Consider the following 15,681-nt stretch of genomic DNA (forward strand, 5'->3'; position numbering starts at 1 on the left):
GTCACGCGTCCTTGAGCTGCGGGAGGACCTTCGCACCGAAGGCGTCGATGAACGGGGCCAGGTCCTGGCCGACGTGGTGGAGCTGAATCCCGTCGAAGCCGAGGTCGGCGTAAGCGCGGAGGCGGGCGGTGTGGCGGGCGAGGTCGGACGACACGTTCACCGTCCGCCCGACCTGCTCGGGGGTGACGTGCTCGGAGACGCGGTCGAAGTGCTCGGGCGTCTCCAGGTCCCAGCAGACCGGGGGCGGGAACACGTTGCTGCGCCACTGGTCGTGGGCGATCCGGGCGGCCTCGTCCTCGTCCGGCGCCCAGCTCAGGTGGACCTGGAGGTAGAGGGGGCCGCGCCCGCCCGCGTCGCGGTAGGCGGCGATCATCGCGCGCAGGTGGTCGTCGGGGGCGTTGACGGTGATGAGGCCGTCGGCCCACTCGGCGCACCAGCGGGCCGTCTCGACGCTGACGGCCGCGCCGACGAGCGCGGGCGGCGTCTCCGGCAGCGTCCACAGCCGGGCACGGTCCACGGTGACCAGGCCGTCGTGGCTGACCTCCTCACCGGCGAGCAGCGCGCGGATCACGTCCACGCACTCGCGGAGGCGGCGGGTGCGCAGCTCCTTGCGCGGCCAGCGGTCGCCGGTGATGTGCTCGTTGGACGCCTCGCCGGTGCCGAGCGCCGCCCAGAACCGGCCGGGGAACATCGACCCGAGCGTCCCGATCGCCTGCGCGATGATCGCCGGGTGGTAGCGCTGGCCGGGGGCGTTGACGACGCCGAACGGCAGCTCGGTCGCCTGGAGCGCGGCGCCGAGCCACGCCCAGGCGAACCCGGACTCGCCCTGCCGCTCGCTCCACGGCGCGAAGTGGTCGGAGCACATGGCCGCGCCGAACCCCGCCCGCTCGGCGCGCACGACGGCGTCCAGCAGGGCGCCGGGGGCGATCTGTTCGTGCGAGGCGTGGATTCCGTAGACGGTCATGCGCGGCGCAGTACCCACCGAATCCGAAGAAACTCCATCTTCGCCCCGAACCCCGCCCTACCTGCGGGCGGGGTCCGGAGGGGGCGAGGTCAGTCGTCGTCGGCGTCGTCGTCGGTGTCGGGGGCGTTGGCGGTCACCTGGCCGTTGCCGTCGAAGGTGAGGTCGCGTTCGGCGCCCTTGGCGTCGGTGACCTCGACCTCCCAGCCGGTGCCGGTGAACTCGGCGCCGGTGACGGTGCCCTGCGCGGTGCGCAGCGCCGTCGCGGCGGCCGCCTCGGCGGTGACCTTGCTCGCGCGCAGCGCCTTGGCCTCGGCGTCGCGGGTGGCGCGGTCGTCGTCGTCCTGGTCCACGGCGTTGCGGGCGACCTTGCCGGAGTCGCCCGCGATCTCCAGTTCGCGCCAGGCGCCGTCCGCACCGACGACCGTGACCTCCCAGACGCCGTCGTCCAGCTCCAGCTCCGCGACGTGGCCGGGGGCCGCGCGCAGGGCCGTCTGCGCGGCCTGCGCGGCCGTCAGCCTGACGTCCTTCGGCGCGGGCTCGGTGCCGCGATCGGCGGCCACGGCGGCGGTCGCGCCGCCCGCGGCGAGGACTCCGCCCGCGAGGGCGCTGATGATGACGACCTTCTTCGTCCGTGTGTTCATGGCTCCAGCGTGGAGGGCGCGGCTGAGGCTCCCCTGAAGCTTCCTGAAGCCCGCTTCAGGCGCCGTCTGGCAGCCTGGACGCATGCGCCTGCTGATCGTCGAGGACGAACGCCGGCTCGCGGTGTCCCTCGCCCGCGGGCTCACCGCCGAGGGCTACGCCGTCGACCTCGCGCACGACGGCGACACCGGGCTCGACCTGGCGCTCGGCGGCGAGCACGACCTCATCGTCCTCGACATCATGCTGCCCGGCCGCAACGGCTACCGCGTCTGCGCCGACCTGCGCGCCGCCGGGGTCGCGACGCCGATCCTCATGCTCACCGCCAAGGACGGCGAGTACGACGAGGCCGAGGGGCTCGACACCGGCGCCGACGACTACCTCACCAAGCCGTTCTCCTACGTGGTGCTGCTCGCCCGCGTCCGCGCGCTGCTGCGGCGCCGCGCGGCGGGCGGGCTGCCGCGCGTCACCGTCGGCGACCTCGTCGTGGACCCCGGCGCGCAGCGGGTCTGGCGCGGGGACGCCGAGGTCGCGCTGACGGCCAAGGAGTTCGCCGTGTTGGAGTACCTGGCGGTGAACGCCGAGACGGTCGTGTCCAAGACGCGGATCATCGAGCACGTGTGGGACGTCGCCTACGACGGCGACCCCAACATCGTCGAGGTGTACGTGTCCGCGCTGCGCCGCAAGATCGACGCGCCGTTCGGGCGGACGTCGCTGCGGACCGTCCGGGGCGCCGGATACCGGCTGACGGCCCGGTGACGGGGTCGGTCCGGGCGCGGGCGACGCTGGCGGCGACCGGCGTCGTCGCCGTCGCGCTCGCGCTCGCCGGGGTCGTGACCGTGCTGCTGCTGCGCGCCGAGCTGCGCGGGCAGGCGTCGCTGGAGGCCGAGCTGGAGGCGCGGGACGTCGCGGCGCGGGTCGCGGCGGGCGCGTCCGACCTGGACCTCTCCGACGACGTCCCGGTGCGGGTGCTCGTCGCCGGACGCGTCGTCGCGCAGAGCGAGGACCTGGAGGCGATGACCGGCCTGCCCGAACCCGACGACGAGGACGCCTCCTTCGCCACCGGCACCGCCCGCGTGGACGGCGAGACCGGCGACTACCGGTTCGCCGCCGTCCCCGTCCGGGCGGCGGACGGCCGGGACGCCGTGGTCGTCGCGGGCGTCTCGCTCGCCGCCGAGCGCGAGGGCGCCCGCACCGTCGCGACGGCGCTGCTGGCCGGCCTGCCGCCGCTGCTGGCCGTCGTCGCCGCCGTCACCTGGCTCGTCACGCGGCGGGCGCTGCGGCCCGTGGAGGGCATCCGCGCCGAGATGGCGGCGATCACCGCGTCCGGCGACCTGGCGCGGCGCGTCCCGGTGCCGCGCACGCGCGACGAGGTGCGGCGGCTCGCGACCACGACCAACGCCACGCTCGCCGCGCTGGAGGAGGCCGTGGCGCGGCAGCGCGCGTTCGTCGCGGACGCCTCGCACGAGCTGCGCAGCCCGATCGCGTCGCTGCGCACGCAGGTCGAGGTGGCGCAGGCGCATCCGGCGCTGCTCGACGTGGACGGGCTCGTCGAGGACGTCGTCCGGCTCCAGCACCTCGCCGCCGACCTGCTGCTGCTGGCCCGGCTGGACGCCGGGGACACCACGCCCGCCGCGCGCGTCGACCTCGCGGACCTGGTCCGGGAGGAGGGCGCCCGGCCCCGGCCCGGACCGCCGGTTAGGGTCGACGTCCGGGCGGCGCCCACCGTGTCCGGGCACGCCGGGCGGCTGACCCGCGCGGTCGGCAACCTGCTCGACAACGCGGCGCGACACGCCGAGTCAGAAATTCTCATCTCTCTGCGCGAACAGGACGGCCGGGCGATCATCGACGTGGCCGACGACGGGCCCGGAATCCCCCCGGCAGACCGCGAAAGGGTCTTCGAGCGGTTCGTCCGGCTGGACGACGCGCGCAGCCGCGACGCGGGCGGCGCCGGGCTCGGACTGGCGATCTCGCGCGACCTCGTCCTTGCCTCCGGCGGTACTCTCACGACAGGGGCCGCTACGGAGGGCGGCGCCCTGCTGACGATCACGCTCCCGGTCGCGGTTCCCTGACCGCGCGGCGGCGGTCGCGGCGGACGATCAGTGGTCGGAACCACCCGGTCAGGGAGGGAAACGTGGGTGGACGCGGGGCTAGACTGCCGTCAGGACGACCACAATGACGTGTAAGTCGTGGAGGTTCCCCCCTTGAAGATTCTCGTTGCCGGTGCGACCGGAGTCGTCGGCCGCCGGATGATCCCGGCACTGGTCGAGGCCGGCCATGAGGTCGCCGGCACGACGCGGAGCCCCGAGCGCGCCCGGTCCATCGAAGACCAGAAGGCGACCCCGCTCGTCCTCGACGTGTTCGACGCCGACGCCACCCGTGAGGCCGTCGCCGGGTTCGCGCCCGACGCGATCGTCCACCAGCTCACCGACCTCGCCGGCCGCGACTTCGAGGCCAACTCCCGGTTGCGCATCGCCGGCACCCGCAACCTCGTCGACGCCGCGCTCGCCGCCGGTGTCGAGACGATGGTCGCGCAGAGCATCGCGTGGCTGTACGTGCCGGGCACCACGCCCGCCGTCGAGACCGACGCGCTCGACCCCGCGCCGCAGCCCTACGAGGGCGTCGTGTCGCTGGAGTCGGCCGTCGCGCAGATGCCGCGCGGCGTCGTGCTGCGCTATGGAGCGTTGTACGGGCCGGGCACCTGGTACGCGCCGGACGGGTTCTTCGCCGAGCAGGCCCGCGCCGGTGAGCAGAAGTCCAACCCGACGTGGACGTCGTTCGTGCACGTGGACGACGCCGCCGCGGCGGCCGTCGCCGCGCTCGACTGGCCGTCCGGGCCGGTCAACATCGTGGACGACGAGCCCGCCCGCACCGGCGACTGGCTGCCCGTCTACACCGCGTCCCTCGGCCTCCCGTCGCCGCCGACGGCGCGGCACGCGGCGCCGCTGGCGCGTCCGGTGTCGAACGCGCGGGCGCGCGAGCTGGGCTGGCGGCCCGCCGTGCCGTCGTGGCGCGAGGGCTTCCGCGATCTGAACGCCTAACCCGCGATCTCCACCCGGACGTCCGCCTTCGGGTGGGCGGCGGAGGCGAGACGTCCGGCCTCGTCCGCGACGGCCTGTTCGTCGGGGATGGGGGCGAACGGGTGGATCGTCACTGTCGCGGTGCCGTTCTTGTGCTCCAGCTTCCACCGTCCGTGCACGAAGCCGTCCACGAGCAGCGTCGCGCGGATGATGCCGTTGACGGTGAAGATCTCCCTGCGGTGCGCGTCGGAGACGACGCGGGCGCGGTCGGCGTGGGACAGCGTCAGGTTGTCGAACTCGGGGACCAGGCGGACCGGCGCGGGGGTGTCGGCGTCGGGGCGCGGGGCGTCCGGGAGGTCGTAGAGGACGCGGCCGTCCTCGTCGCGGAACTCGCGCAGGCCCGGGGCGAGGCGGGCGACGATCTCGCCCAGGTCGGTCAGGCCCGACCACTGCTGGACGTCGCGGACCGACGCCGGGCCGAACGCGCCCAGGTAGCGCAGGACGAGCGCGTCGATCGTCGGGGCGGGGGGCTCGGCGTCCAGCCAGGTGTCCAGCGTGGTGTGCCGCGCCAGGCCCGATTTGCCCCATAGGCCGCGCGGCGGCGTCTGGACGAGCGGCAGCGTGTAGCGGACGGCGCGGGCGAGTTCGGCGGCGTCGCGGTCGGGCCAGCGCCCGGCGATCAGCTCGCGGACCTCCTTGTCGGTGCGCGGCGCTTCGGCGAAGAACGCGCGGGCGGCGTCGAGCGCGTCCGGGAGGTGGGCGGTGAGCGCGGGGGCGATCGCGCGGGTCAGCAGCGGCTGGACGAGGGCGCGGATCGCGGCGTCGCGGGCGCTCACCAGGTGGATCGTGCCGCGCATCAGGATCAGGCGGACGGCGTCGCGGCGCTCCAGCGCGCCCGCCAGGTCGTCGAACGCGAAGCCGTCCAGCCGGGACCACAGGCCGAGGTAGGGCGGGGCGGGCGCCTGCGCCTGGAGGCCGACGAGGTGTTCCAGCGCGTCCAGCACCGGCATCGCGTGGCGCTCCAGCAGGAGCTGCCGCGCCAGGTAGGCGCGGTTGAGGGACCTTCGGCCGAGCACGGGCACCGTCACGCGTCCGGACGATACCGGCCGCCACCGACAGACCCCGGCGGCGGTGCGGGTGGGGTCAGGGGGACGTGGCGGGAAGGTGAGATTGTCGCCGAACGGGCTCACCGTTCGTGCGTGGTCTGACACGATGAGCGACGAACCGGCTACGTCGTTCTCCCTGGAGGCTTCGCGTGTCCCGTCTGCGTGCCGTCGTGTCCGCGCTCGTCCTGAGCGTCGGCTTCCTGGTCGTTCCCGCTCCCGCGAGCGCGGCGCCACCGCCCCGGGCCGCCGAACGTCCCGGGACGTGCACGGGCGAGTTCCGGGGCGACGCGCGGCTCGGGCCCAAGCGCCTGCCGAACCGTAAGGAGCGCCCCGTCGGACCGTTGCTGGAGGGCTGGAAGCGCACCGGGAACCTCGCTCCGGCGGCGTTCTTCGCCCGGTACTGGCGGGCGGAGACGCCGCAGTCCCCGGCAGGCTGGAAGTACCCGCCGAACGACGGGTTCGCGACCGTCCGGGACCGCCTCGACAAGAACCGCGTCACGCTGCGTCCGGGCCTGACGCTCGACCGGTTCGGCTCCGAGTACGGCTCGTTCCTCGCCCCCGCCGGTGACGCCTACGCCAAGCGGTCGCTGCCGCCGCAGAACCTCAACACGCGCGAGCAGGCGTACCCGTGCGACTACCACCGGTACCGCGTCCGCAAGGCGTTCCCCGTGTGGCAGGGCCGGATCGCGCCGTGGTTCGCGCAGCCCGGCGGCGGCCGCCAGATCATGCTCGACCCGGCGCTGCTGTCGCCCGGGCCCGACCAGCGGCTCAACGTCGGCTGGCTCGTCGCGAACGGCTACCTTGCCCGCGCCTGACCCGTCCGACCGCCGCGCGCTGCACTCGCTGCTGCGCGCGGCGGCCGTCCCGGACGACCTCTACTTCATCGAGGGCGAGCACGAGCCGTCCCCGCTCCCCGTCGACTTCGTCTACCTGCGCCGCTCCCCGTCGTCACCCGGCCTCTGGGAGACGGGCATCTACGAACGCGGCGAGTGGAGAGCCGACCCCCCGCACCCCACCGAACCGAGCGCCTGCAACCGCCTGCTCGCCCTCGCCCTCCCCCACCGCGAGTAACCGGCCGCCCTTGACAGCGGCGGATGCGTGAACGATGGTTCATGAACACATGTTCATGGAGGGTCGGATGATCGTCAACACTCATCAGCACGAGGCGTGGAACGGGTACGAGGGGCGGCACTGGGCGGAGCGGTACGACCGGTTCGACGCGGTGAACGGCGGGTTCAACCACCACGTTCTGGACCTGCTGCGCCCGGGCGACCGGGTGCTCGACGTCGGCTGCGGCGCGGGGCAGCTCACCCGGCTCGCCGCCGGGCGCACCGCGCACGCGACCGGCCTCGACCTGTCCGCGCCGATGCTGGCCCGCGCCCGGACGCGCGCCGAGGCCGAGGACGTCCCGAACGTCACGTTCGAGCAGGGCGACGCGCAGGTGCACCCGCTGCCCGCCGGGGCGTTCGACGTCGCGATCAGCCGGTTCGGCGTGATGTTCTTCGTCGACCCGGTCTCCGCCTTCGCCAACATCGGCCGCGCCCTGCGGCCCGGCGGACGCGTCGCGTTCGTCGCGATGGCCGCCATCTCCGACCACGACCTAGCCGACGTCTTCGCGTCTCTCGGCACCCCCGCCCCGACCGGCGCGGACGGCACCGGCCCGACGTCCCTGTCCGACCCCGCCCGCGTCCACGCCCTCCTCACGGCGGCGGGCTTCGACGCGCCGGCCTGCGCCCGCGTGGACGCCGAGCAGGTCTGGGGCCGCGACGCCGCCGACGCGGCGGCCTTCTTCCTGGAGTGGGGCCCCGTCCGCCACGCACTCCGCGACGCGTCCCCCGAGGCGACCGCCGAAGCCCGCCGAGCGGCGACGGAGGCACTCGGCCGCTACGAGAGCAACGGCGCCGTCCGCCTGACGGGCGCCGCCTGGCTGATCACGGCGACCCGCCCATGACCCCCGAGAACACGGCCGGGGCCCGGCTCGGGCGGGTGCTCGTCGTTGGCGGGTTCGGGGCCGCGGGGCGGGTCGCGGCCCGGGCACTGGTCGGGCGCGCGGGCGAGGTCGTCGCGGCGGGGCGGGGCGCTGCCGGGGGTGCGGGCGGTGCGGCTCGACGTCGGTGACGCCGGGGCCGTCGCGGACGCGCTCGACGGCGTGGACGCGGTGCTCATGTGCGCCGACCGCCGGAACACCGCGCTGGCGCGGGCGTGCCTGGAACGCGGGATCGCGTACGCGGACGAGGTCATCGCCCCGCGGCCTTTCCTGGAGGTGCTGGCGGGGCACGGCTTCACCGCCGCCCTCTCCTACGATGAGCGGTGATGCCCCCACGAACCGCCACGTCCCTGCACCGCGACGGCCGCTCCCTCCGCGACCACCTCATCGCGACGGCCGAACGCCTCATCACGGCCCGGGGCACGACGGGCCTGACGGTCCGCGCCATCGCCCGCGAGGCGAACGTCGCCGTCGGCCTGCTCTACAACCACTTCGAGGACAAGGAAGAACTCCTCGCGCTGGCGATGCGCGCCTACCTGACGTCGGCCCAGCGGTCCCTGCCGCCGCTCCCCGCCCCGGCCGACGTCCCCCTCGACGACCTGCTCCGCGCCCACATCGCCCACGGCACGGCCCTGCACGCGGCGATCCTCCCGGCACTCGCGGGCCTGACGACGCAGCCCGAGGTCCTGCGCCGCCTGGCGGCGCTCCCGTCGCCCGACCCGGACTGGCGGCACCGCCTGGCGGCCGACCTCGCCGCCGCCCGCGACCTCGGCCGCATCGCCCCGGACGTCGACGTCACGGCCGCCACGACACTGATCGTCGGCGCCTGCCACGAACCCGTCGTAGCGACCCTCCTGGGAGCCCCATCCCCGCCCCCACCGAACGTGGACACCCTCGTAACGACGATCCTCACCGGCCTACGCCCCCGCCCCACCTGAAACCGGCGCCGCCGCCGGAGCCCAAAGTGGACGTCCTCGTGGCGACGATCATCGCCGGGCTACTCCCCGCCTCGCCGGAAGCGGCGCCCCGGCCGCCACCGCCGGACGGGGCCGCCCTCGTGGCGGCGATCCTCGACGGCCTGCGTCCGCGAGACGCCTGAAGGCGGCTACCGGGGACGTCGCGCCGGACGGCATCAGGCGGTCGCCGTACATCTTCGTGCGCGGCGCCCCGGTGGTGGTCGGGGCGGCGGGTGGGTCAGGCGGTTGCCGTGGCGGCGGCGCGGCCGGCGGTGCGGCCGGAGAAGAGGCAGCCGCCGAGGAAGGTGCCCTCCAGGGAGCGGTAGCCGTGGACGCCGCCGCCGCCGAACCCGGCGACCTCGCCCGCCGCGTAGAGGCCGGGGATCGGGGAGCCGTTCGCGCCGAGGACGCGGCCGGACAGGTCCGTCTGGAGGCCGCCGAGCGTCTTGCGGGTGAGGATGTTGAGCCGGACGGCGATGAGCGGGCCGTTCTTCGGGTCGAGGATCTTGTGCGGGCTCGCGGTGCGGGAGAGCTGGTCGCCCCGGTACTCGCGGGCGTTATGGATCGCCATGACCTGGAGGTCCTTGCCGAACGGGTTGTCGATCTGCCGGTCGCGGTCCTCGATCTGGCGGCGCAGGTCGGCCAGGTCGATGAGGTTCGTGCCCGTCAGCCGGTTCATGCCCGCGACCAGATCGGGCAGGGTGTTCGCGACGACGAAGTCCGCGCCGCGCTTCTTGAACCGCTCGACCGGCTCGGGACTCTGCCAGATCCGCGACAGCGTGAGCGGAATGTCCTTGTTCGTCAGGTCGGGGTTCTGCTCGGAGCCCGACAGCGCGAACTCCTTCTCGATGATCTTCTGGGTGGCGACGAACCAGGAGTAGTCGTACCCGGACTGCATGATCGTGCCGAGGGTGCCGAGCGTGTCGAACCCGGGCAGGTTCGGCACCGGGAAGCGCTTGCCGCGCGCGTCCAGCCACAGCGACGAGGGCCCCGGCAGGATGCGGATGCCGTGCCGCGCCCAGATCGGGTCGTAGTTCTGGATGCCCTCGGTGTAGTGCCACATCCGGTCGCGGTTCACCACCCGGCCGCCCGCCGCCTCGGTGATGCCGAGCATCCGGCCGTCCACGTGCTCGGGCACGCCCGCGATCATCCGCTCGGGCGGCGTCCCGAGCCGCGACGGCCAGTTCTGCCGGACGAGGTCGAAGTTCGCGCCGATCCCGCCGGACGTCACGATGACGACGGGCGCGTGCAGCTCGAACTCCCCGACGACCGTGCGCGACGACTTCGTCCCGCGCTTGGCGTCGCTCGGCTCCAGGACGGCGCCGCGCACCCCGTCCACGGCGCCGTTGGTGATGGTCAGCCCGTCCACGCGGTGCCGGAACCGGAACTCGACGCGGCCCTTCTTCACCGCGTCCCGCACCCGCTTCTCGAACGGCTCGACGACGCCGGGCCCGGTGCCCCACGTGATGTGGAAGCGCGGCACGGAGTTGCCGTGCCCGTCGGCGAGGTAGCCGCCGCGCTCGGCCCAGCCGGGGATCGGGAACCACTGCATGCCCATCTTGCTGAGCCATGCCCGCTTCTCCCCGGACGCGAAGTTCACGTACGCCTCGGCCCACTTGTAGGCCCAGTGGTCCTGTCCGGCGGGGTCGGTGACGCCCCGGTCGAACCCGGCGGTGCCGCGCCAGTCGGCCCAGGCCAGGTCGCGGGAGTCCTTGACGCCCATGAACCGCTGCTCGGGCGAGTCGACGAAGAACAGGCCGCCGAACGACCAGAACGCCTGCCCGCCGAGGCTCTGCTCGGGCTCCTGGTCGAGCAGCAGGACCTTGCGCCCGGCGTCGGCGAGTTCGGCGGCGGCGACGAGCCCGGCCAGGCCGCCGCCGACGACGATCGCGTCGGCGTCCTGCGCGGGCGCTCCGGCGGCGTGGTGCAGCGGCAGCGCCGCGGTCGCGGCGAGCGTGCCGCCCGCGACGAGCGCGCCGCGGCGGGTGAGGGTGGTGGGGTTCTCGTCCATGGGGGTGGGCCTTCCGACGAGGGGGGCGGGGACCTCACAGGCAACCAGCCGGGCCCTACCGAGCGGTAGTCCGCGATCCCCAACGCCCGCCGCACCCCGTTGGAGGCCGCCCACAACGGGCGGGATCAGCGCGGGCGGCTCAGCGCGGCCTCGGCGAGGTCGGTCCACCGGGCGGCCGACGCGTGGGGCACGACGACCCAGTCGCGCATCTCGCGGCCCATCCCGGACGGGTCGAACAGCGCCGCCCCGGGCAGGCCGAGCGCCTCGGCGTGCTCGGCGGTGTCGCGGACGAGCCGGAACACCATCGCGCCGTCGCGCTGGAGACTCGCGAACACCTTCCCGTTGCGGTCCTTGAGGGCGGGGCTGCCCATCATCCGGGAGATGCCCACCCCCAGGTCGGCCAGTTCCGCCCCGACCCGCCGAAAGTCCTCGTCCGCGCTCAGCACGAAGATCACGCTAGCACCGGCCGGGAGGTCGCCTGTTACTGTGCCGGGTATCACAGGCGGAAGGGCGGAGCCGATGGCCGCCGAGGTGAACCGCGGGCTGCTCGCCGGAATCCTGCGGTCGATGGCCGAGGACGAGGACGTGATCGCGGACGTCGTCGCGACGGCGCGGGAGCACTCGCCCGGGGTGGCGCGGCTGCCGGTCGCCGAGACGCGGCGGCACATCGTGGCGATGCTCGGCGCCGCGCACGGCTGGTTCGAGGACGAGGACGCCGCCGAGTTCGACGCGGCGGCGGCGCTCGGCTCGGACCGGGCGGCGCAGGGCGTGCCGATCACGTCGCTGATCCAGGGCGTGCAGGCGGGCCGGTCCCGCGCGATCGAGATCGTCGTGGCGCGGGCCCGCGCGGCGGGCGTCCCGGACGACGTGGTGCTGGATTCGGTGCTGGCGGGCAAGCACTACACCGACACGCTCGAACGCCACGTGATCAACGGCTACCACACGGCGGAGCTGGCGCTGTCCCGCACGGCGCGCGACGTCCGCACGCAGGTGCTGCGCCGCCTGCTGCTGGCGGACGGTCCGCCGCCGCCCGCCGACGAGGTCGCCCGCGCGGGCCTCGACCCGGACCTGCCGCACCACTGCGTGCTGTCCACGGTGAGCGACCCGGTGCTGGCGCGCGTCCTGGAGCAGCGCCTGTCGGGCGCGGGCGGCGTGTTCGGGCTGGTCGAGGGCCGTCTGACGGGGTTGACGCCGCGTCTTCCGGCGTCGCTGCGCGCCGACGCGCTGATCGTCACGACGCCCGCCGCGCCGCTCGCGGACATCCGTCCGCTGCACGGCGCGCTCAGCGCGGCCGTCCGCACGGCCGAGCAGCGCGGCGCGACCGGCGTCCACACGCTGGCCGACCTGGCGGGCGAGACGGCGCTCGCCGCGCAGCCGGTGCTGGCGGCCGTCCTGTGCGGCACGCTGCTGGCGGGCCTGGACCGCGCCGACACGTTCCACCGCGAGATCGCCCAGACGGCCCTGACGTTCCTGGACCACGGCCAGCGCCTCGACCAGACCGCCGCCGCGCTGCACGCCCACCCCAACACGATCCGCTACCGCCTGACTCGCTTCCACCGGCTCACCGGCACGCCGCTCGCGCCCACCACGGTCCTCGACACGCTGCGCTGGTGGTGGTCGCTGCACACGTGGCTGACCACGGCGTGAGGCTTGGGAAGGATTTGGATTATCTGGTACGGACCTAACGGTTAGGGTGGAGGGATGACGTCGATGGCTCCGGCACGTGCCGCGGTGGATCTCTCGTTCCTGTTCGACCACACGACGCACGTGCTGCGGACGCAGATGGCGGCGGCGCTCGACGAGATCGGGCTGACGGCGCGGATGCACTGCGTGCTGGTGCACGCGCTGGAGGAGGAGCGGACGCAGATCCAGCTCGCGGAGATCGGCGACATGGACAAGACGACCATGGTCGCGACCGTGGACGCGCTGGAGAAGGCCGGGTACGCCGAGCGGCGGCCGTCCAGCACCGACCGGCGGGCGCGGATCATCTCGGTGACGGCGGCGGGCGCGAAGGTCGCCGAGCGCAGCCAGAAGATCGTGGACGGGGTGCACGACGCGGTGCTCGGGGCGCTGGCCGAGGACGAGCGGGAGGTGTTCGTGCGGGCGATGAAGCGGCTGGCCGAGGGGCATCTCGCGACGCCCGCCGAGGCGCCGCGCGGGGTGCGCCGGGCCCGGGAACGTCAGAAATAGTTTTGTAGCAGATGGTTTTTTAGCGGATGATCCACTAGCGTTCTTCCTGTTCCCAATGACAGGAGGACGCCCGATGTCCGCCCCATCCCGAACCCTCGCCCTCGCCGTGCTGTGCGCGGCGTCGCTCATGGTCGTCCTCGACGGCAGCATCGTCACCGTGGCGCTGCCCGCCGTCCAGGCCGACCTCGGCTTCTCCCCCGCCGGTCTGAGCTGGACGGTCACCGCCTACGTCATCGCCTTCGGCGGCCTCATGCTCTTCGCGGGCCGCCTCGGGGACCTGCTCGGCCGCCGCGCCGTCTTCCTCGCCGGCCTCGCCGTGTTCACCGCCGCCTCCCTGCTGTGCGGGCTCGCGGTGAACCCGGGCATGCTCGTCGCCGCGCGGTTCCTCCAGGGCGCGGGCGGCGCGCTGGCGTCGGCCGTCTCCCTCGGCATGATCAGCGTGCTGTTCCCCGCGCCCGCCGAGCGCGCCAGGGCGTTCGGGGCGTTCGCGTTCACCGGCGCGGCCGGGGCGTCGATCGGGCAGGTGCTCGGCGGGTTCCTCACCGACGGGCTCGGCTGGGAGGCGGTGTTCCTGATCAACCTGCCGATCGGCGCCGCCGCGATCGTCCTCGCGCTGCGGGCGCTGCCCGCCGACAAGGGCACCGGGCTGCGGGCGGGCGCCGACGCGCTCGGCGCCGTGCTGATCACCGGCGGGCTCATGCTCGGCGTGTACGCGATCGGGCAGGCCGGGCACGCGGGCTGGACGGCCCCCGGCACGCTCGGCGCGGGCGGGCTCGCGGCGCTGCTCGTCGCCGCGTTCGCCGTCCGCCAGACGCGGGCCGCCGCGCCGCTGCTGCCGCCGCGCCTGGTCCGCGTCCGGAACGTGTGGGCCGCGAACCTCGTCCAGATGCTCATGCTCGGGGCGCTGTTCAGCTTCCAGGTGCTGATCGCGCTGTATCTCCAGAACGTCCTCGGCTACTCCGCGCTCCGGACGGGCCTGGCGATGCTCCCGGCGGCCGTCGCGATCGGCGCGGGCTCCCTGCTGCTGTCGGCGCGGCTCATCACCCGGTTCGGGGAGCGCGCCATGCTCGTCACGGGGCTGGTGCTGCTGCTGGCCGCCCGCGTCTTCCTGGCCCGCCTCCCGGTGGACGCGACCTACGTCGTCGACGTCCTGCCGCTGATGCTGCTGTCCGCCGGGTTCGGGCTGGCGATGCCCGCGCTGACGGGCCTGGCCATGTCGGCCGCCCGCCCGGAGGACGCGGGCGTCGCCTCGGGCCTGTTCAACACCACCCAACAGGTCGGCGCGGCGCTCGGCGTCGCCGCCTTCACGTCCCTGGCGGCGGCGCACGGCGGGCCGGGCGCCGAGGCCCTGAACACCGGCTACCGCTGGGGCTTCAACGGCGGCGCCGTCCTGCTCGGCCTGGCCCTCCTGCTCGCCCTCGCCCTGCTCCGCAGCCCCCGCGCCGCCGCTAGTGCGGCAGGACGTACAGGAAGAGCGGCAGTGTCGCGATGACCGGGACGGCCAGGCCCGCCGCGAAACGGGCGGGGCGGCCGACCGGGTTCGGGGTGATCAGCCGGTTCACCCGGGCCATGACCGGCATGTCGTCGGGTGAGGCGACGCCGAGCGTGCCCGACGGCGCCGGGCCCGGGCGGGCGGCGGCGAAGCGCAGCAGCGCCGTCGCCAGCTCGCGGGGCGGGCGGTGGCGGCGGGCGCGGTCGTCGGCGGCCATCTCGATGAGCAGTTCGACGGCGTCCAGGCAGCGGCCGACCAGGCCGATCTGCGGGAACACCTGCCGCAGCGACGCGAACGGCAGCAGGACGAGGTCGTGCCGCTCGCGCGCGTGCGCGCGCTCGTGCGCGAGGACGGCGGCCAGCTCGTCGGCGTCGAGCAGGGCGAGCGTGCCCGCGCTGACGACGACCTTCGACGAGCGCACCCCGGGCACGCAGTACGCGGCGGCGCCCGGGTGGTCGAGGACGAGCGTGCCGGGCACGGCCGAGTCGCGCCGGGACACCAGCGACAGCAGCGCCCGGTGCCGCCGCCGCGCCCGCACGACGCGCACGATCGCGAACACGAGCATGACGACCAGGACGACCGTCAGCCCGATGGCGGCGAGCAGCGCCGCGACGTGCGGGGCGCCCATCCGGGCGGCCTGGTCGCCGATGAGGCCGGGGACGCCGTAGGCGATGCCGCGCCGGTAGGGCAGCAGCGCGAAGCCGAGCAGCGCGCCGATCGTGGCGACGCCCCAGCTCAGCCCGAGGGCCTGCCAGAGCGCGATGCCGAGGCGCGGGGCGCGCCACGTCCAGCGGGCGCGGGCGAGCAGGTGGGCGCCGCCGACGGTGCCGACCGCGAGCAGGGCGAGCAGGGCCGCGCCGGTCATGACGGTGGCTCCTTGCCGGAGGAGGTGAGTCCGTCGAGGGCCTGGCGGAGCACGTCGATCTCGTCGCTGGACACGGACCGGACGAAGTGCGCGAGCGCGGCGTCGCGGTCGCCGGTCTCGTTGAGGGCGCCGAGCATCAGTTCGGCGACGTAGCCCTCGCGGCTGGCGGCGGGACGGTAGCGCCAGGCGCGGCCGTCGCGCTCACGGCGCAGGAAGCCCTTCTTGGCCAGCCGGTCGAGGACGGTCATGACGGTGGTGTGCGCGAGGTCGCGGTCGGCGGAGAGCGCGCGGCTGACGTCGCGCGCGGTGGCTCCGGAGGCGTCCTCCCGCGCCCAGATGACCTCCATGACCGTGCGTTCAAGCTCTCCTAGACCCTTCACGACGTCCAGGTTAACCGACTGAGAGCGATGTCACCACACGAGGTAGTAGTACGAGCTGTAGTACTACGACTCGT

The 15,681-nt window shown here is 74.6% G+C and carries 19 protein-coding genes; 12 read left to right on the plus strand and 7 right to left on the minus strand.

Going from position 1 to position 15,681, the window contains the following annotated elements; all coding sequences use genetic code 11:
• Position 1: 1 nt before the first annotated feature.
• Together C229_RS0123010 and C229_RS31540 are read right to left on the minus strand one after the other, a co-directional pair.
• Complete coding sequence (locus C229_RS0123010) at positions 2-964, minus strand: TIGR03885 family FMN-dependent LLM class oxidoreductase (RefSeq protein ID WP_018657470.1); 963 nt, start codon at positions 962-964, stop codon at positions 2-4.
• Between the two features lie 89 nt (positions 965-1,053).
• Positions 1,054-1,605 carry a PepSY domain-containing protein gene (locus C229_RS31540; RefSeq protein WP_018657471.1) on the minus strand — a complete coding sequence of 184 codons (552 nt, stop codon included), beginning with the start codon at positions 1,603-1,605 and terminating at the stop codon, positions 1,054-1,056.
• An 82-nt stretch (positions 1,606-1,687) separates the two neighbouring features.
• Between C229_RS31540 and C229_RS0123020 the strand changes: the two genes are divergently transcribed.
• The 3 genes from C229_RS0123020 to C229_RS0123030 all read left to right on the plus strand — a co-directional run bounded on the left by C229_RS0123020 (position 1,688) and on the right by C229_RS0123030 (position 4,641).
• Positions 1,688-2,359 carry a response regulator transcription factor gene (locus tag C229_RS0123020; RefSeq protein WP_018657472.1) on the plus strand — a complete coding sequence of 224 codons (672 nt, stop codon included), beginning with the start codon at positions 1,688-1,690 and terminating at the stop codon, positions 2,357-2,359.
• Positions 2,356-3,672: a sensor histidine kinase gene (locus C229_RS0123025; RefSeq protein ID WP_018657473.1), complete on the plus strand. Its 1,317-nt coding sequence runs from the start codon at positions 2,356-2,358 to the stop codon at positions 3,670-3,672. Before C229_RS0123020 ends, C229_RS0123025 begins: the two co-directional genes overlap by 4 nt.
• Before the next feature lie 132 nt (positions 3,673-3,804).
• A complete protein-coding gene (locus C229_RS0123030; RefSeq protein WP_026314073.1) occupies positions 3,805-4,641 on the plus strand; it encodes an NAD-dependent epimerase/dehydratase family protein in 837 nt (278 codons plus the stop codon).
• Here the strand turns inward: C229_RS0123030 and C229_RS0123035 are convergent.
• Positions 4,638-5,708, minus strand: coding sequence for a winged helix DNA-binding domain-containing protein (locus C229_RS0123035; RefSeq protein WP_033424694.1), 1,071 nt, complete (start codon positions 5,706-5,708; stop codon positions 4,638-4,640). The two genes, C229_RS0123030 and C229_RS0123035, sit on opposite strands and share 4 nt — an antisense overlap.
• Positions 5,709-5,875: 167 nt before the next feature.
• Here C229_RS0123035 and C229_RS0123040 point away from each other — a divergent pair, with 167 nt between their 5' ends.
• The 6 genes from C229_RS0123040 to C229_RS35870 all read left to right on the plus strand — a co-directional run bounded on the left by C229_RS0123040 (position 5,876) and on the right by C229_RS35870 (position 8,812).
• Complete coding sequence (locus C229_RS0123040) at positions 5,876-6,541, plus strand: TNT domain-containing protein (RefSeq protein WP_018657476.1); 666 nt, start codon at positions 5,876-5,878, stop codon at positions 6,539-6,541.
• The gene (locus C229_RS0123045; protein WP_018657477.1) at positions 6,528-6,797 is read left to right on the plus strand and encodes a hypothetical protein; all 270 of its coding nucleotides are present in this window, start codon (positions 6,528-6,530) and stop codon (positions 6,795-6,797) included. The genes C229_RS0123040 and C229_RS0123045 overlap by 14 nt, the downstream gene beginning before the upstream one ends.
• Positions 6,798-6,864: 67 nt before the next feature.
• On the plus strand, positions 6,865-7,677 hold the full coding sequence (locus C229_RS0123050; protein ID WP_018657478.1) for a class I SAM-dependent methyltransferase: 813 nt from the start codon (positions 6,865-6,867) through the stop codon (positions 7,675-7,677).
• Between the two features lie 147 nt (positions 7,678-7,824).
• On the plus strand, positions 7,825-8,040 hold the full coding sequence (locus C229_RS0123055) for a hypothetical protein (RefSeq protein ID WP_018657479.1): 216 nt from the start codon (positions 7,825-7,827) through the stop codon (positions 8,038-8,040).
• Positions 8,040-8,651 (plus strand): TetR/AcrR family transcriptional regulator, encoded by a 612-nt coding sequence (locus C229_RS0123060; protein ID WP_018657480.1) that lies wholly within the window; start codon positions 8,040-8,042, stop codon positions 8,649-8,651. The genes C229_RS0123055 and C229_RS0123060 overlap by 1 nt, the downstream gene beginning before the upstream one ends.
• A gap of 26 nt (positions 8,652-8,677) precedes the next feature.
• Positions 8,678-8,812: a hypothetical protein gene (locus C229_RS35870; protein ID WP_018657481.1), complete on the plus strand. Its 135-nt coding sequence runs from the start codon at positions 8,678-8,680 to the stop codon at positions 8,810-8,812.
• Positions 8,813-8,907: 95 nt separating this feature from the next.
• Here C229_RS35870 and C229_RS0123070 read toward each other — a convergent pair whose 3' ends face one another.
• Positions 8,908-10,680, minus strand: coding sequence for an FAD-binding dehydrogenase (locus tag C229_RS0123070; protein WP_018657482.1), 1,773 nt, complete (start codon positions 10,678-10,680; stop codon positions 8,908-8,910).
• Between the two features lie 125 nt (positions 10,681-10,805).
• Positions 10,806-11,135, minus strand: coding sequence for a hypothetical protein (locus C229_RS0123075; protein WP_018657483.1), 330 nt, complete (start codon positions 11,133-11,135; stop codon positions 10,806-10,808).
• Positions 11,136-11,199: 64 nt separating this feature from the next.
• Between C229_RS0123075 and C229_RS0123080 the strand changes: the two genes are divergently transcribed.
• The 3 genes from C229_RS0123080 to C229_RS0123090 all read left to right on the plus strand — a co-directional run bounded on the left by C229_RS0123080 (position 11,200) and on the right by C229_RS0123090 (position 14,362).
• The gene (locus tag C229_RS0123080) at positions 11,200-12,327 is read left to right on the plus strand and encodes an RsbRD N-terminal domain-containing protein (protein ID WP_018657484.1); all 1,128 of its coding nucleotides are present in this window, start codon (positions 11,200-11,202) and stop codon (positions 12,325-12,327) included.
• Positions 12,328-12,390: 63 nt separating this feature from the next.
• The gene (locus C229_RS0123085; protein ID WP_240487372.1) at positions 12,391-12,870 is read left to right on the plus strand and encodes a MarR family winged helix-turn-helix transcriptional regulator; all 480 of its coding nucleotides are present in this window, start codon (positions 12,391-12,393) and stop codon (positions 12,868-12,870) included.
• Positions 12,871-12,943: 73 nt separating this feature from the next.
• On the plus strand, positions 12,944-14,362 hold the full coding sequence (locus C229_RS0123090; RefSeq protein ID WP_018657486.1) for a DHA2 family efflux MFS transporter permease subunit: 1,419 nt from the start codon (positions 12,944-12,946) through the stop codon (positions 14,360-14,362).
• Here the strand turns inward: C229_RS0123090 and C229_RS0123095 are convergent.
• Together C229_RS0123095 and C229_RS0123100 are read right to left on the minus strand one after the other, a co-directional pair.
• Positions 14,319-15,227, minus strand: a complete 909-nt coding sequence (locus C229_RS0123095; RefSeq protein WP_018657487.1) for a M56 family metallopeptidase — start codon at positions 15,225-15,227, stop codon at positions 14,319-14,321. The genes C229_RS0123090 and C229_RS0123095 overlap by 44 nt on opposite strands.
• Positions 15,224-15,607 (minus strand): BlaI/MecI/CopY family transcriptional regulator, encoded by a 384-nt coding sequence (locus tag C229_RS0123100; protein ID WP_205624537.1) that lies wholly within the window; start codon positions 15,605-15,607, stop codon positions 15,224-15,226. Before C229_RS0123100 ends, C229_RS0123095 begins: the two co-directional genes overlap by 4 nt.
• Between the last annotated feature and the right edge of the window lie 74 nt (positions 15,608-15,681).

Source organism: Actinomadura flavalba DSM 45200 (genome assembly GCF_000374305.1).
In the GTDB taxonomy this organism is placed as follows: domain Bacteria; phylum Actinomycetota; class Actinomycetes; order Streptosporangiales; family Streptosporangiaceae; genus Spirillospora; species Spirillospora flavalba.

Excerpts from the sequence above, each read along its gene's own strand:
- C229_RS0123010 (WP_018657470.1), bottom strand. The coding sequence starts at position 964 with ATGACCGTCTACGGAATCCACGCCTCGCACGAACAGATCGCCCCCGGC.
- C229_RS31540 (WP_018657471.1), bottom strand. The coding sequence starts at position 1,605 with ATGAACACACGGACGAAGAAGGTCGTCATCATCAGCGCCCTCGCGGGC.
- C229_RS0123020 (WP_018657472.1), top strand. The coding sequence starts at position 1,688 with ATGCGCCTGCTGATCGTCGAGGACGAACGCCGGCTCGCGGTGTCCCTC.
- C229_RS0123050 (WP_018657478.1), top strand. The coding sequence starts at position 6,865 with ATGATCGTCAACACTCATCAGCACGAGGCGTGGAACGGGTACGAGGGG.
- C229_RS0123060 (WP_018657480.1), top strand. The coding sequence starts at position 8,040 with ATGCCCCCACGAACCGCCACGTCCCTGCACCGCGACGGCCGCTCCCTC.
- C229_RS0123070 (WP_018657482.1), bottom strand. The coding sequence starts at position 10,680 with ATGGACGAGAACCCCACCACCCTCACCCGCCGCGGCGCGCTCGTCGCG.
- C229_RS0123080 (WP_018657484.1), top strand. The coding sequence starts at position 11,200 with ATGGCCGCCGAGGTGAACCGCGGGCTGCTCGCCGGAATCCTGCGGTCG.
- C229_RS0123085 (WP_240487372.1), top strand. The coding sequence starts at position 12,391 with ATGGCTCCGGCACGTGCCGCGGTGGATCTCTCGTTCCTGTTCGACCAC.
- C229_RS0123090 (WP_018657486.1), top strand. The coding sequence starts at position 12,944 with ATGTCCGCCCCATCCCGAACCCTCGCCCTCGCCGTGCTGTGCGCGGCG.
- C229_RS0123095 (WP_018657487.1), bottom strand. The coding sequence starts at position 15,227 with ATGACCGGCGCGGCCCTGCTCGCCCTGCTCGCGGTCGGCACCGTCGGC.